The organism is Candidatus Methylospira mobilis (assembly GCF_009498235.1).
Lineage (GTDB): Bacteria > Pseudomonadota > Gammaproteobacteria > Methylococcales > Methylococcaceae > Methylospira > Methylospira mobilis.
Genome location: NZ_CP044205.1, coordinates 365,849 through 381,966, shown reverse-complemented (window position 1 = coordinate 381,966; position 16,118 = coordinate 365,849). Strand labels below are relative to the sequence as shown.

The following is a 16,118-nucleotide window of genomic DNA, read 5'->3' as shown; positions in this document are numbered from 1 at the left end:
GAAAAACACTCGACAAGTAGTGCTGTTTCCCCCCATCCATGGGCTTAACTCTCAAGCCCGTGCGCGCGCAAATATGGGATTTTCCAGTTGTTAACGCCGGTGTAAGTCTGCGGAAGCATGACGACCAAAAATACCATTAAATCCTTGGGGCGCTGCCCCCTAGCCCCGCACTCGCCGTAAAGCAGCAGCCGTGAATAAAAGACATTCCCTGGCTGCAGCCCATAGCGCAATGAAGACCTCGGGCGTCAAGGGGCTTTCGCGTCATAAACGCGGCGCTGAAGCGGCCGCATTTATTCCACGCACCCTTGACTCCAGCTTAGGTTCTGTTGACATTAGCACGCGTCACCAGTGAAGCTGGAACCATTTCGACAATGACTTACCTCATAGCACAGAGGTCTTATTTCTGACAAACCGGGTATAAAACGATAGAATCCGGAAAACATGCATATGATTTGCCACCGCAAAATAATGACTGTGAAATATAGCCTTGAACGCAACTGCCACCACAATCGATACCAAACCTGAGCCGCGCCTTACCATTTGCACCGCCTTGCCCAAGGAACTGGCCGCTTGTCTGATGATGCTGGACTCACCAAGCGAAATTAATGCGCCAAGCAATGATGACGGCAATCAATACTGGTACGGAACACTGCCGAGCCGCGCCAATGGCAACCCGCACCAGGTATTGATTACATCCCTTGTAAAAATGGGCAATAACGTTGCGGCATCTGCAGTGACGCATATTGTCCGCAGCTTCGATTCCGTTGAATACATCCTCATGGTCGGCATTGCGGGAGGAATCCCAGACCTGAAAAACGTTGACAACCATGTTCGCCTCGGTGATGTGGTAATTACCAACGAAAAAGGCATCATTCAATATGACAACATCAAGCGCACATCTGAAAACATAGAGACTCGCGATACTTCATCCAAACCCAGCGCAGACCTTATTAATGCAGCTAAAGCTTTGGAGACAAAAGCCATACTGGGCCAGTATCCGTGGGAAACGCATCTTACCAAAGGCGAGACGCTACCGGACTTCCACCGTCCGCCATCGGATAGCGATGTTCTGCATGATGCTCAAGACAAAACAAAGGTTATTGCACACCCAACCGACCTCAAGCGGGAGCTGCGTCCCAATATGCCAAAAATCCATTTGGCGGCAATTGGCTCGGGAAATACCTTGCTCAAAGATGCTGTTCATCGGGATAACTTGCGTGATTTGCTTGGTATACAAGCCATCGAAATGGAAGGCTCGGGGACAGCCGATGCTACGTGGAACGCCGGACGCGAATATATCGTAATTCGAGGTATCTGCGATTACTGCGATGAGCATAAGAACAATAACTGGCAATACTATGCAGCCTTGGTAGCTGCAGCCTATGCAAGAGCGCTGATTGAAAACCTGCCATATTCCCCCCCAAAACGCCGTAATGACATTGAATCTTTTTCAACACAGGACGCTGGGACAATAATCAGCCAGGCAAGCGCCTCTACGTCTGTATCCCTCAACGAATACGAGCAGTTACGTACTCAACTGGAAGGCGTGTACGCAGAGAAGCTCGAATCCATACAGGCAATGCGCGGAGCAGGAGATTTCGAGGCCGGCTGGAATATGCTGGAAACAGCGTTGGCAGAACTTGCAGGCAGCCCACTATCTCAAACAATTCAAGCGCGCTACTACTATCACGCCGCGCGTTGGGCTCAGGAAGACGGTAAACCCGCCAAGCAGCACCAGCGATATTATCAGGCCGCACTGCGGCTGGATTCCACGCTGGATGACCGCAGCTACCGAGCCTTTGAAGCCGCTGCTGACAAAAAAATCGAAGAAGCCATAGCTATCCTGCAACCGCTCGATTCGGAATCTGTTGTAATAAATCTGCTCAAATATCTTTTAAATTCAGGTCGATGTGCTGAAGCGGATGAATTCATACACCGGATGGAAATCCCCGTCACTGACGAGATTCGGCGTTTTCACGCCCTTTGTCTTTTGGCTGCCGGTAATGCCAACGAAGCATGGCAAGTATTCGAACCTGCGCTCGGTAGACAACACGATAGTCCTTTCTTTCAATTGACAGCCGGTTACATAGCGTTTTGGCAGGCAGTACCCGCCGGGCTTTACCGCCCCGGCTCCGTGACACTCCAGCTATTTAAACCGGGTTTGTTTTCGCTTAACGATATTCAAAACAAGCGCATGTACGATGCCCTATGTTATTTGGAGCAGGCGCTGACAAGTGTAAGTAATGGTTCAAAGAAGACATTAAAGCAGGACATCACAGATGCGTATCTTGCGGTATGCCTCAATCTACCGGAAAAGCATACCCAGGCAGTTGAAAAAGCAAAAAACGCTCTCGCTGAAACCCCGGTTGATCCCATCCCAATAGTATTTCTGATGTGGATGAACACAAATTACGATTGGAACCGTTCACTGGATGCCTTATCGAGCGCCTGTGAACAGCCATACCCGCCGTCATGGGCAATCGAGGTGCTTGGAGAATTACTGGTGCACGTCGGCCAAATCGACGCCGCCTGGAAACACCTTTTACGATTTGAACACCGTCTTACGCTACCTGATGAAAGAATCAATTGGTTTGATCGAGCCATTCGCTGTCTTGGATCATTGGGCCAGTTGCCGGAATTAGCGGAACGCGTCGCCGCATTGGCCGATGTTATCGAGTATCGCCGTATCAAGGCGAATTTTTGGGTGCAAAGCGGCGAGATTGCTAAAGCGCTCCCGATTGCGGAAGGTTTAACAATTGACCCAGGTAATCTACTCGATCATATCAATCTTGTAAGTCTCCAGCACAAGGTAGGTATGTGGCAGGAACTGACCGTTACAGCAGACTGTTGCTTGAAAAAGTTCGACGAAGCACCAGCCCATATAGCGCAAACGCTTGCTCAAGCATGGATGGTTTTAAAAAAACCGGCAGATACCTTGGATGTCCTCAATAGGTATAAACAGGTATTCGAACGCGATGGGCAAAGCTACGATTACTATGCCGGTTCCATGGAGGCCTATATCGCCCAAGGCCAATATCCTCAGGCTTGGGGTGCCAGTGAACGACTATGGCAACAGCATCCTGACGAACAACTGCTGGTTCAGCGCGCGCAATTGCAGACATCAATGGGCGATTCCCAGCGAGCAGTGGAAATATTAAAGCAAGGCGTGGAACTGGGCTTCGTGACCGCACAAATATTCATGCTTATCGCGCACTATTCGTTGACGCATGATCGTGAAGAAGCCTTCGAATGGGCGAAGCGCACCGTTGAGAGCTACCCCAATGATCCAAAATTGCGCCACAGCGCCATGCAGATTGGATTCAACGCGGGTCATAGTGATTGGGCATCCATGCAGATGGCAATCTTGCGCCGAGACTTCCCCGATAGCGGCCTTTTTCAGGAAATCAGGCTGCCTGATCTGATAACATTGTTACGGGAATGGCAAGAACATAGCGCAACATTTTGGCGTCAGTTTATTAATGGGCAGTTGCCGATGCACCTCTGGCTGGACAGTCAACGAGGGTCGTTCGGGACTGAGTTCTACTGGCGATGGCATGATAACCGTAATCGCTCCATCCGCCAGCATGCGCCATTTCCTATGACTTATGGAGGGAGGTCGGCGGAACCTTTACTAAAAGATTGGGAGGGCCGCTCGATAAGTATGGATTACTCGGCTTGCCTTATGGCGCACGCACTCACGCTGTTTCCATACCTCGACAATGCCTTTGACGTAATTCATATTCCTCCAAGTCTGCTTGGTGTCATACAACAAGAAATCCATCAACTGAAGCAAATACAGCCCGACCGCGTCGAACAGGCTGAAAAGCTGCTTGCGCATATGGAAACATTAAAAATCACGTTTCTGCGGGAACCTGATCTGGAAACAGGCGATTATGCAGGATTGCACGCGGTTGATCGGATGGAATGGCACCTTGCCGAACAAAACAATTTATTGATTGTTACTGATCGTTTTGCCACCGAAACCTTCGAATCGGGAAGCATTCCAATCGCCCTGGAAGCCCTGAGAATCACTTGTGCCGATATCATCGCAGTCATGCGGGATAGGGGTGAGTTGATCGTTGATGAATCGCAGTTTAGCCAATTTGCACAATGCACCGTCGATACCCAAAAAATCGAACGCCTAACACACGATGTGGGTCTGTTGGTTGATCGGCCTTTTTTGGAGTTGTTGATGCAACTGAACGGCTTGGAAGCCGCCGCCCGGCGATTCAAGTTGTATTGCGCAGAGGGCATACACGAACAACTTCGTGCTGAAATAGAAAACTATCGCTCCCGGCTAAAGATAGAAAACTGGTTACAATCGCTACGGTCAGAACTCAACCGCCGGCTAAAAAATGGCAAAATAAAACCCCTCACTCTTTCACTATTTCCTGAAGAAAGACAAAATGCGTTACCGTTAACCCGCGTACTGGAAGAGCTTTTTCTAGGCATGGAAGGAACGAATGCCCCCATCTGGATTGATGATCGTTTGATGGGCAGCTATTCCACGGTCTCGGAGCAGGCGTCTATCGTTGGGGTGCATGACATCTTGAGCGTACTGCACTCCAGGAAGGCAATCAATGATGGCAAATTCCTGGAAGGCTTTCGTAGTTTGCTTAATGCGGGGGTTGATCACCGCTTGCCGCCTACAGCATACCTCGCGGCTGAGTTGAAATCCTTAAAAATAGAGCAACATACGGGCAATCTGATCGAAAACGTTCCCTTGACAAAACTGCGTGAGACGGTTTTATCAAACCTGGCATCTGATTCTATTCTTAGCAAAGCGCCAATCCGCACTGACTTGATGCCAGAGGAAAGCGAATATCGGTTGCAATTGCATCGCTTCATCGAAACAACTATGGCAGCGATCTGGACTGACAACACGTTGGATGAAAAAAGATGCATCGCTATGGCTGACTGGATCTACGAGCGGTTTCTGCCTCACCGTGGTCGACCCGTCACATGGTGGGCTGATTCAACCGACTTGATTCAGAATCTGGCAATCGAACATTGTTTCAGAATGAGCCTTCCATGGCACTTCATGGAGAAGCCGCAAGCAACCCAGCCGTACTATCAGTGGCTTTTTCAATACATAGAACCCGCTTGGCGTAATCACACGACCTTACGAGATGCGGCGCTAACCCGTTTTGCCGAATTAATCAACGAACAATTAGCAACCCTTTCGCGGTCAGAAAGTGATGCGCCTTTGATTCAGCTTATTACTAATCCTTTGCGATTTTTGCCTGATGAAGTTCTGAATCAGTTGCTTGCCCATCCGTTGCTAGAGACTCGACTAAAAAAGTATTTCATCACAGGTATTCATTTTCAATTCCTCAACCTGTTTTTCTCCGAAGCTGAATGGCAAGCACTGACCATTGAGTGCATTAATCACGGAAAGAATAAACCTCTACATAAAATCAGAGAAAATCGAAAGTTTACCCTGGAATTCACGACAGGAAACGGAGTCGGCGATTGCATCGCCATATCCGGTCAAGCGGCAAATGGCGCGATAAACGGTGTTAATGTGCTGAGTCCTTATAGCCGTTTGGATCACCCCATCCCAGACATACGCGTCGAATGGCTGGATGAGATGATGCAGATAGGGCTATTAAACGTAGTAGATTGTGATTACTACCGGTCAACGTTAGAAAGCGACGATTTTCATACGGCTGTTGACGATTTGCGGAATCGTTGTGAACGCTCAGGTGATTACTTTTTTGCTTTTGCCGGACTCTCGCTTGAAATAGCGGAGTTGGCAAAACGGGATTTATCAGCCATTCTGCCGATTTATTGCGATATTTTCACCTCGATTACTCCAGAAGAGATGCTGACTTCCAACGCGGACGAATGGCTGTTTGCGAACACTGAAGATACCTATCAGACAAAAAGGCGTTTCGCCAGTCTCGCTGCTTTACCTTTCGGGCCGCCTTGGGATATTGGCACGCTTGCAGAGCAAGCACTCTCCGAAAACAGGATTTCTACTGAACAGCTATCTGACATGGTAGACGATCTGATAAAGTCAAAATTTAATCCCATTGTACTGCAAAACCTGTTGTCCATATGCCTTCGATTTCCAGAGGCAGACGCTCAAACGCGCGCGGAAAGCTTAACCCAAACCCTGTTAATCTTAGAGGCTAACCCTAAAACGGATGTACTGTTTGATATTTATATCGAACTGCTGCACCTGATTTGGAACCACTTCCAGCTTACAGCCGAATTCAAAGATTATGCTTACGAGCAACGTGTTATATGGGCTTATGTCTACGCCGATAGAATGCTGGACAGTATCCAGCGACAATCGTCGCAAAATCCAACCTACTTGGCGTTTGCATCCAAAAACCTCAAAGAGGTTGCAATCGCGCTGGAAGCAAGGATCAATCCTTTTGATTCAGCGCCAGACGAAGATGCTGATGTGGCCCTGCCTTCAGCAGCCTCGCGCTGGAGAACCGTGATTGGGGGAGCGCTAGGCGTGTTAAAACGCAATGCCGATGCCTTAGAATGCATTCGACAAACCGTGCTTGATATAGTCACACCATTCCAAGATGTGCGTAAATTGCGCCATCACTCGAAATTATTTGGGTTTGAATTTTTTGCACTAACCGACTACCCGGTTAACATCAGGAATAGCGCTATCGGCAACCAAGGCCGTACTCTTGCCACAGAGCTTTGTACGAAGTTATCCGACGAACTACAATCGTCAAATACCCAACCGCTCAATGTTTGGCTCGCTGCGATTGAAAAAGAAGACATCCACTTCCTGGTTAACCTTTTCCCGCTTATTGCACGCTACCCTGTGCCGACTGACATTGTTGATCATCTGCTCAGCACTATCGAAGTATTTATTGAAAAAAACTCATTTAGCCAAGTCAATAAGGTTTTGCTTCTTGGCATCGCCGACCTACTTGGCCGGTTAAAAGGCGAACAAGCCTTAAGCCTGCGCGAGCCTCTGATTACTAAAGCTATCAATGTATTACGTAGCGAACCGTCCCTCTGGTCGGATGCGGTGGATTTGTCCTTCAGGGCCAACCGTTTCGATACCCCTGCACAGCGCCACAATTCTTTTGTCGCCATGTTGGGTCAAATTGCTGCTGTTCTGCCGGAGGACATCAAGGAATTTTCAGATTTCAGTGTATATATTCGGCGTTTAGAGGCTTATTTACCCCCGGAGTTTTGGCCGAAACTATGGAATCTATTAACCCCAGAACCTCGTATGAATCTATCCCTGATCACATAGCCAAAGGAAAACTTATGGAACTATCTGCAGTATTAACGCCCGCTATTGAAGGCGGATACATCGCACTGAACCCTGAAACAGGCACCACAACCCAGGGTGAAAGTATTGAAGAGGCGCTTGTAAATCTTCAGGAAGCTACAGAACTCTATCTGGAAGAGTTTCCGCTGAATTTCACTGGACGCTCATTACTCACGACCTTCCAGGTTGCTACACATGCCTAGCCTGCCCGTAATTTCAGGTGCCGAAGCGGTTCGTGCCTTACAAATTCTTGGTTTCATCGTGGTACGGCAACGCGGCAGTCATATTGTCCTTCGCAAAGGATCGCAAGGCTGTGTAGTACCCAACCATCGTGAAATAAAAACGGGTACTTTAAGCGGGCTGCTTAAACAGGCCGGTGTCTCGGTTGATGAGTTTATCAATGCGCTTCGCTCGTAGAGGACAAAAAAGGCTCTATGTAAAAAGGCTCTATGTAAAAAGGCTCTATGTAAAAACGTGCCATGGCTCGCCGACCACATTGGCTCTGAAACGGGGTTATTTAAGCAAGACCCGACAAGGTCGTCAGAGATGGACGAGGAAAAGGCAAACGCACCGTGTTCTTCCTTGAGTTACTCCGGCTCGCAAGCGCGTATCCGGTCAGCGGTGCAGGAAGACAGCAAGCGCCCATAATGTCGCTCTATCATGCGCTGGCCTGCTTCTGATCGGCGCACGTCAAATAGTCAATACGGTGGGCGATATAACAGCACGCCGTACCTGTGGCGCACCAGTTTGCCGTGCCTTCCATAAATCATAGGTGGCTTGTTGCGCCAGCCATAAGTCAGCCCGTCCGCCGTTCTCCACGCCTAGCCAGCCTTCCAGCCTTAACGCCATTTCCGGCGATATAGCTGCGCGTCCATTTAGCACGCGGGACAGCGCGGCGCGTGTTACGTTGAGCTGGGTAGCGGCTTCGGTGATGGTCAAGCCTAAAGCGGGTAGCACGTCCTCTCTCAGCGTTTCGCCGGGATGTGGCGGGTTATTTCGAGTCATCTTCATTGCTCCTAGTGATAGTCCTGATAATCAACCAGTACGGCATCCTCACCTTCAAAGGTAAAGGTCATGCGCCAATTACCATTAACCGAAACGGAATAGTGTCCGGCCAGATTGCTTATAAGCGGATGCAAGCCCCAGCCGGGGATATTCATATCAGCGGCGCACGTTGCCAGATCAAGGCGGGCCAGTTGTCGCAGCGGGCGCGGCGCATGATGTGGCTGTATGCCTGCTTTGCTGCCTGATTCAAAAAAGGCTTGAAGCCCTTTGTGCCTGAATGTTTTTATCATAGGATAATTGTATAGCGTAGCGTTTCAGTTATCAATATGCTGTTATGCGTTGGCCTTTTTTCGGCTGGTGATCGGAGTGACTTTCTTTTCGGTAGCGCCAAAGCTCGGTAGATTTGCGCGTATCTGATCGGCGGCGAGCAGAAACCGCACCATCTCGACTTGATTAGCGGCGGATGATATCGGCCCGGATTTCCCGAGGTAGTCCTGATAGTCGACAAGCCCAGACGCGCCTGGCGACGGACAAATCGGCAGCGTACTCTTTGAATAAAAGCAGCCGGCAAACGGCTGTGCACCGCCTACCCTTTAAACCAAGCGCGATATATTGATTATCGCAATGCGGGCGTATTAGAATGATAGGCTATAGCATAGTAATAGCTCGCTACGCAGTTTGCTTAAGGCATTCGGCCATATTTTAAGCAGCCAAGGAATATCGGATGGACAAACAACAGACATCCCCCAGCCTGCTACATCACCTTGATAACCTGACTCGTCACCGCGACTCTACGCTACTGCAAAAAAGCGTCATGGATTCGCTGATTGCCTTCGTCAGCGTGGACAGCATCAGGCTTTATGATATTTCGAGCAGCGAATCGAACTTTTATATCTCCCTATCCGCAATTTACAAAAAAGACGAGCCGCACATAAACGAGTTTGAAGCCGTCGTCAAATTCAAGCCGCTATCCGAGCATCCTTTGTTTATCGAGATTTTACAAAACACTACCAGCATAACCAACGCCAAGGTGGGTAACCTGTACCTGTGCTGTATTCCCATCATGGTTAACGATACCCCCATATCCATTTTCGAGCTATCCAGGACAACCCGCTTCGAACTCACGGAAATAGATGTTTTCAGAGGGATACTGGCCGTATTCCGCAACTACCTCAGCCTGCTGGAAGACAGCCAGCGCGACACGTTGACCAACCTGCACAACAGAAAAACCTTTGACCAGGGGTTTAGCTCGCTACTCGAGGAAATGAGCGATTTTCACACCAAATCCGAAGAGGCTCAACCAACGGAATTGGAGCGCCGCTCACGGCAATACTCGCAGCAACATTGGCTTGCAGTGGTGGATATCGACCATTTCAAGCGTATTAACGACCAGTTCGGCCACCTTTATGGAGATGAAGTACTGATACTGATGGCAAACATCATGCGCAGTTCGTTTAGACGCCATGATCGTTTATACCGTTTCGGCGGAGAGGAATTTATCGTGCTGCTGCGCAATCTAGACGAAGAAACCGCATACGAAAGGCTCGAACAGTTCAGGAAGAAAATGGAGGCTTATGACTTCCCGCAGGTAGGGACAGTGACGATTTCAATCGGCTTTACCATGGTAACCCCTTCAGACTCACCCAGTCAGGTAATCGGGCATGCCGACGAGGCGCTCTATTTTGCCAAAGAACATGGCCGCAATCAGGTTCAGCGCTATGAATCGCTAAAGGAACAGGGACTCGTGGCAGAAAAAACCGTACACACCGACATAGAGCTGTTTTAACCCGGCAACCCAAAAGGAGGGGGCTAGAGCGCCCATCCTCCCCGGTCACACCACCCCTCCTATTCCGCCTCACTCGCTGCAACAGGCTGCGACGGCGTCTGCGCAAGAAACTCTTCCCATTTGCGCGTAGTAAGCCGCTGGAACAACGGCACCACCGGATTGATCTCGATAGGCGCAGCATCCCAATGCTGATCGTACCCCACCTGCTCGGCTTCCAGCGCTAAAGAATCCTCCAGCAAAATGGGCTTGAAAACCAATGGGATTGCCAGTTTCAGCACCAGCTCCTGCAGCGCGCGAGGCAATTTTATCGGCAAAAACGGGATTTTGATCGCATCGAAATAAAACAGGAAAAACGCGCGCGTTTTCCTGACGCCGACCGGAACCAGAAAACACCAGGTACGAATTTTGCCTCCGGTACTGGACCATTGATACGGGTATTCGTAACACAACTCAATGGAACGGGTATTAGCGCGCTCCCTGTCTACAAACATCCCGGAAATTTTACCGCCCGCCATCAGCGTATCGTAAGTCAAAAACACCCGGTTATCATCCGACTCGTAGTGATTCAATATGGCGTTGCTGAACGGCCGATACTTTCTGTGCAGGAATGCATGGGTAAAATCGGAAATATTGTCGATAATCATGGAATGATGGGCATCCCAGGTAAAATCAACCGTGAAGTTGGCCCAGGGCTCGTCTCCCTGAACTTCCGGAATATCGGGTATGGAACGCTCATCGGCCTTGGCAGGGTCTCCGGGGAAAATCCAGATCAGGCCATACTGAACACGAAGCGGATATGTCTTCAACTGCCGCTTGATCATCGGCTTGCCGAAGCTGTCATGAGAATAATCCACCAGCGTCCCGCTAGGGTCGAATGCCCAGCCGTGATAAATACACCTTAGCGTGCAGCCCTCGACCACGCCGTGGCTCAGCTTCAAATGGCGATGCGGACAACGGTTTTCTATTGCGCTAAGCCGGCCGTCTTCGCCGCGATAAAGCGCAATCGAACTGCCCCAGAAGATCACCTCTTTCACCGAGCCTTTTTTTAAGACGTGTTCGTATTCCACCGCGTACCAGTAATCAGGGTTCATTCCGGCTGCACGCGCCTTTTGCCGTACTGTTTTAGCCTCGTCGAATCCGGGCGCCGGACGGGTGGTAATGGGTTCTGCATTAATCATGATAACGGACTCTCATCATTGGAAACCTGTGGAATTAGCAACGCACTCTCGGCGCTTAACGCGGCGTGATTACGCCGCGGCCGACAAAGTCCTGGTAAGCATCGCGAACCGCGTCGGCCAAAGCGGTGGGTTCGTAACCCAGTTCCTGTCTTGCCTTATCCAGAGTGACGCGCCGGTGCATGCTCAGCAGGCGCACGGCCGCCGGGGTAAAGCGGCGCGGCGCATTAGGAAAAAAACGAAACCAGGTTTTGTCCGTTATTTCCGCAACCGCCGCCATTATAACCGGCGGCAAACGCAAACGCGGCAAGGGCTGTCCGGTTACTTCGCGAAAAATTCCCAGCAAATCATCAACTGAGGAATAAGCGCTACTGAAAATGTACTTTTGCCCGGAGCGCCCGTTGCGCATCGCCAGCACGTGGCCTTCGGCGATATCGCGCCCGGATACGAACTCGAAGCCGCCCGGAATATAGGCGCCGAGCTTTCGATGGGCATAATCAATCAACACGCGGCCGAAGCGCGAAGGAACGTAATCATGGGGGCCGATAATCGCACACGATGTCGCAACCACAACGTTCAGGCCGTCGGCATGCGCACGCAGACATTCGTGCTCGACCAGGTGTTTGCTGAAACCATAGGGCAACTGGCGATCGAAAGGATAAAACGGCATATTCTCATGGCTAGGCGTCGCCGGATCGTGACCGGTTGCGCTCAAGGAACCCGAAACCACAACCTTTTCGACATTGTGCCGTCTCGCCGCATCCAGCACATGTATGGCGCCGCGCACATTGGTATCGTACACCTGCCGCTTGTGCGCCGCATCGCCGTCTATGGTCGATACCAGCGCGGCGCAATGATAAACCTGCTTACAGCCTTGCACAGCGGCGGCTACCGCGTCGCTATCCACCAGGTCGGCTTCGACCTGCTCGACTTCCAGCCCATCCAAAGCCGCCTGCTTATCGTGGCAGCCTCTGATCATAACGCGAACATCTTCGCCATCGGCGAGCAAACGCCTGACCAGATTCGCCCCCAGATGCCCGGTGGCGCCGGTTACCAGTATTTTCCGACTACTCATGCAACATCACATCCAAATCGCGGCGCCCGCTACGCTCTTGTCTGCTGACGCGTGCGCATAAAACGTAATAGTGTACACTTTAACGGCACAGATCAGCATATTTTGCTTTTTATTCATTGAATCGCACGCGCCATGAAAATTCGTCCCGCTTCAGGTAAGACAAGCAGCAGTATCCGCTATTTGCTCCATCGGCACGTTGATCTGGCTCAAGTTCGCACCAAAATACCGACCGTAACCCTGGAATGAAACTTACCGATTTTTCCCTGGAATCAGCGCTATTTGCACTGGCGGGCATCGCGCTGCTTGCGGTAAACGCCACACCACAACCCGAACCTCCGCAATTCGAGTTGCCTGCCGCCACCTCCGCTCAGCCAACGGCGCCTGACGCAGCCGCGTTTATACAAACACACCGCCTGACAGCGCCTGCGGCATCCGCGCACAGCGCCACACTGGCCAGACTGGGAGACGGAACAATGCTGGCCTTCTGGTTTGCCGGCAGCCGGGAAGGCGCGGGCGACGTCGCTATCTGGTACGCGCGTAACAGCGCGCAAACCGGCCAATGGAGTTCGCCGGAACAACTGACTACGCCCGGTCAAACCGCTCGGGATGAATTGCGCTATATCAAAAAACTGGGCAATCCGGTCGCCGTAGTGGATCGGCAAGGAACCATCAATCTCTATTACGTCAGCGTGTCTCTGGGCGGCTGGTCGCTCAGCAGCCTGAACCGCATGCAATCGCAGGATGGAGGATTTCACTGGCAGCCGGCAAAAAAACTGGTCACCAGCCCTTTTCTCAATATTTCCACTCTGGTGCGAACGCAGGCAGCTCCTCTGTCCGACGGCGGATACCTGCTGCCGGTATATCACGAGTTGGCGCGAAAAAACAGCGAACTGCTTCAGTTCGATGCGGGCAACCGATTGCTCAGAAAAATCCGCATGAATACGGCAGGAGAAAACCTGCAGCCCGCGCTGGAGGCAATCAACCCTGTTTCAGCCTTTGCCTTGCTCCGCAACAGCGCCGCCGGGCAATTGCTGTATCAGGAAACGCACGACGGCGGCCTGCGCTGGAGCCAGCCGGAAACGCTGGAAGTTCCCAACCCGGATGCTTCCGTCGCACTGACCCGGCTGGCGGATGGGCGCTTTTTGCTGGCGCTCAATCCGACCAGTCAAGGACGAGGTCAGCTTGCTCTTGCCGTTTCCACGGATGGGCGACACTGGAAAACATTGCGCGTACTGGAAAATGAAAGCAGCGGCGAGTTTTCTTATCCCTGTCTGGTTACGCAGCACAACATCACCGACCTGGTCTACACCTGGCAGCGTAAGGAAATCCGTCATCTGCGTTTTAACACAGCCTGGCTGGATGAGGGGGTGAAATGACCGGTTTATTGCTCTGGATATTGGCCGGAATGCTTATGGTCCATGCAGGCCGTCGCAAAAACTACTGGCTGCAAGGCTTGGGCATTGCCGTCATTTTCGGCTCTCCATGGCTGCTGGGCATACTGAGCGCGCCCAGCCTCGCAAGCCTGGGACTCTTAGCGGGATTACGCCGGCGTCTCCCCGTTACTCTGCCATTGGCCTTGTGGTTCTGGATCGGCGGAGGGCTGCTGTACGCCTCGACGCTGGGATTTATCTCCACCGATTTTTACGCGGCAGGCGACGCGCCGCGCGCTTTACTTTTCTGGCTGGGCCTGGGCTTGGCGCTTGCCTGGCGGGCGCAACATCGACCGTTGATACTGGCCTGGCTGCTGGGGCTGGCAATGCGCCGGGCCGGTATACTGGAAAGCGACAACCTGTGGAATGTCATGCTGGATCCGTTAGCGTGGGCTGCGCTGCTGTTTATGCCTTCGGCCTGGTCATGGCGCGCCCGGGTGGAAACGACCCGTGGTTGAATTCACCCACCGGAATGCGCAAAAACCACCAGAGCAGGCAATCATCCGGATTAAAAACGACAATACCGATCTCTTTGATACTGGACCGGCAGTTAACGTCATATTGCGAGAACTCGATATCGCGCCGCGCCTGCAGTAATAGCGCCGGCTATAAAAACGCATGCAATCGTTTAAACTTGAAAGCTGACAAAAATGCCGCAGCTGCCGTATACCCATACCTGCAGCATCTGCCGAATGAACTCTGGCGCAAATAGTGCTTTCTCTTTACAAGCGCCAAACCGACACCAGGAAAAAATAACATGAGCCACACACCTCAACCCGCCGCTTTGAACACGCCACCGCTGACCGGCATACCCGGCCTGATCCAAAACTGGAAAAGCGATTTGATATCCGGTTTTCTGGTATTTCTGATTGCCCTGCCGCTGTGCCTGGGGATAGCAATGGCCTCGGGCTTTCCTCCCATGGCCGGCATTATCACCGCGATCATAGGCGGTCTGGTGGTTTCCCGGCTCAGCGGTTCCTATGTCACCATCAACGGCCCGGCTGCGGGGCTTATCGTCGTCATCCTTGATTCCGTGCAGGAACTCGGCAAAGGCGACGCCATGGCCGGCTACAAGTACACGCTGGCAGCCATAGTCATCGCCAGCCTGATCCAGACAGCGATGGGCTTGCTCAAGGCGGGAAGACTGAGCGCCTTTTTTCCGTCAGGCGTCGTCCACGGCATGCTGGCGGCGATCGGCATCATCATCATGGGCAAGCAGATACATGTCATGCTGGGCGTCAAACCCGACGCAGGCAGCCTGATAGGAACCATCGCGGCTATCCCCAACAGCATCATCCACCTGAATCCTGATATTGCCTTAATAGGCGGAGCAGGACTGCTTATTCTGGTACTGTGGAACATAACCAGCAACCGTTACCTGAAAATGATTCCCGCGCCCATTGTCGTCGTCATCCTCGGCATTATCCTGGGACAATACTTCGACCTCGATCATGAACATATCGTTTATAACGACATCGCCCTCGGACCTAAATTTCTGGTCGCCATCCCTGACAATTTTATGGCCGGTTTCTATTTCCCCGATTTTTCCAAAATAAGCGAAACCGCATTCTGGGTGCAAGTCGTCACTATTTGCCTGGTCGGCAGCCTGGAAAGCCTGTTAAGCGCGGCAGCCGTCGACAAGCTAGATCCTTACAAGCGCTATTCCGACCTCAACAAGGATCTGACCGCGGTCGGCATAGGCAATACCCTATCCGGCCTGGTGGGAGGATTGCCGATGATAGCCGAAATTGTTCGCAGTTCCGCAAACATAGACAATAATGCCAAAACCAGCTGGGCCAACTTTTTTCACGGCTTGTTCCTGCTATTGTTTGTCGGCCTGGTTCCCGGCCTGATACATGAAATCCCGCTGGCGTCGCTTGCCGCTTTGCTGGTTTTCACCGGGTACCGGCTTGCATCGCCGCACACATTCATCAAAACGCTGGCAATCGGCTACGAACAATTGCTGATATTCGTCACCACCATTATCGGCGTATTGGCAACCGACCTGCTGATCGGCGTCGCTATAGGCATGGCCACGGAATTACTGATACATGTGGTTCGCAGTCTGAACTGGCACGATGCGTTTCGGCTATACTTCAGGATCGAACAGACCGATGAAGATACCTATATCATTCATATCAACGGCGCGGCCTTTTTCGCCAACTATCTCGCTCTTAAAAGCGGACTGGCAAGGCTCCCGGACGGCAAAAAACTGATCTTCGACTTTTCATCGGCCAGCAGCGTCGATCACACGGTAATGGAGTTCATTCACGACTATTCCGAAGACTATGAACGTCGCGGCGGCAGCTGTACCACCCAGGGATTACACCGCCACAGCGCAACGTCCGAACATCACCTGGCGGCCAGAACATTAAAAAGACGGGCTACGGACTGA

The 16,118-nt window shown here is 51.5% G+C and carries 12 protein-coding genes; 8 read left to right on the top strand and 4 right to left on the bottom strand.

The genetic code is table 11. The features are described 5' to 3' along the window. The first annotated feature begins 487 nt into the window (after positions 1-487). Genes F6R98_RS01440 through F6R98_RS01430 form a run of 3 tightly spaced genes read left to right on the top strand, consistent with a single transcriptional unit; the run spans position 488 to position 7,669 of the window. The gene (locus F6R98_RS01440; RefSeq protein ID WP_153247430.1) at positions 488-7,234 is read left to right on the top strand and encodes a phosphorylase family protein; all 6,747 of its coding nucleotides are present in this window, start codon (positions 488-490) and stop codon (positions 7,232-7,234) included. A 14-nt stretch (positions 7,235-7,248) separates the two neighbouring features. Beyond that, entirely contained in the window at positions 7,249-7,455 is a 207-nt protein-coding gene (locus F6R98_RS01435; protein WP_153247429.1) for a type II toxin-antitoxin system HicB family antitoxin, read from the top strand. Next, on the top strand, positions 7,448-7,669 hold the full coding sequence (locus F6R98_RS01430) for a type II toxin-antitoxin system HicA family toxin (RefSeq protein WP_153247428.1): 222 nt from the start codon (positions 7,448-7,450) through the stop codon (positions 7,667-7,669). The genes F6R98_RS01435 and F6R98_RS01430 overlap by 8 nt, the downstream gene beginning before the upstream one ends. A gap of 273 nt (positions 7,670-7,942) precedes the next feature. Here the strand turns inward: F6R98_RS01430 and F6R98_RS01425 are convergent, their stop codons facing one another. Continuing rightward, positions 7,943-8,257 carry a HigA family addiction module antitoxin gene (locus tag F6R98_RS01425; RefSeq protein WP_153247427.1) on the bottom strand — a complete coding sequence of 105 codons (315 nt, stop codon included), beginning with the start codon at positions 8,255-8,257 and terminating at the stop codon, positions 7,943-7,945. Between the two features lie 11 nt (positions 8,258-8,268). Further along, on the bottom strand, positions 8,269-8,547 hold the full coding sequence (locus F6R98_RS01420; RefSeq protein WP_153247426.1) for a type II toxin-antitoxin system RelE/ParE family toxin: 279 nt from the start codon (positions 8,545-8,547) through the stop codon (positions 8,269-8,271). A 434-nt stretch (positions 8,548-8,981) separates the two neighbouring features. Between F6R98_RS01420 and F6R98_RS01415 the strand changes: the two genes are divergently transcribed. Further along, on the top strand, positions 8,982-10,043 hold the full coding sequence (locus tag F6R98_RS01415; RefSeq protein ID WP_153247425.1) for a GGDEF domain-containing protein: 1,062 nt from the start codon (positions 8,982-8,984) through the stop codon (positions 10,041-10,043). A gap of 59 nt (positions 10,044-10,102) precedes the next feature. Here F6R98_RS01415 and F6R98_RS01410 read toward each other — a convergent pair whose 3' ends face one another. Then, positions 10,103-11,221, bottom strand: a complete 1,119-nt coding sequence (locus F6R98_RS01410) for a Rieske 2Fe-2S domain-containing protein (RefSeq protein WP_153247424.1) — start codon at positions 11,219-11,221, stop codon at positions 10,103-10,105. Positions 11,222-11,276: 55 nt separating this feature from the next. After that, on the bottom strand, positions 11,277-12,293 hold the full coding sequence (locus F6R98_RS01405; protein ID WP_153247423.1) for an NAD-dependent epimerase/dehydratase family protein: 1,017 nt from the start codon (positions 12,291-12,293) through the stop codon (positions 11,277-11,279). A 242-nt stretch (positions 12,294-12,535) separates the two neighbouring features. Here F6R98_RS01405 and F6R98_RS01400 point away from each other — a divergent pair, with 242 nt between their 5' ends. From F6R98_RS01400 to F6R98_RS01385, 4 genes are all read left to right on the top strand, one after another. Next, positions 12,536-13,669: a sialidase family protein gene (locus tag F6R98_RS01400; RefSeq protein ID WP_153247422.1), complete on the top strand. Its 1,134-nt coding sequence runs from the start codon at positions 12,536-12,538 to the stop codon at positions 13,667-13,669. Further along, on the top strand, positions 13,666-14,181 hold the full coding sequence (locus F6R98_RS01395) for a hypothetical protein (RefSeq protein WP_153247421.1): 516 nt from the start codon (positions 13,666-13,668) through the stop codon (positions 14,179-14,181). Before F6R98_RS01400 ends, F6R98_RS01395 begins: the two co-directional genes overlap by 4 nt. Further along, a complete protein-coding gene (locus F6R98_RS01390; RefSeq protein WP_153247420.1) occupies positions 14,174-14,320 on the top strand; it encodes a hypothetical protein in 147 nt (48 codons plus the stop codon). Before F6R98_RS01395 ends, F6R98_RS01390 begins: the two co-directional genes overlap by 8 nt. Before the next feature lie 160 nt (positions 14,321-14,480). Beyond that, positions 14,481-16,118 (top strand): SulP family inorganic anion transporter, encoded by a 1,638-nt coding sequence (locus F6R98_RS01385; protein WP_153247419.1) that lies wholly within the window; start codon positions 14,481-14,483, stop codon positions 16,116-16,118.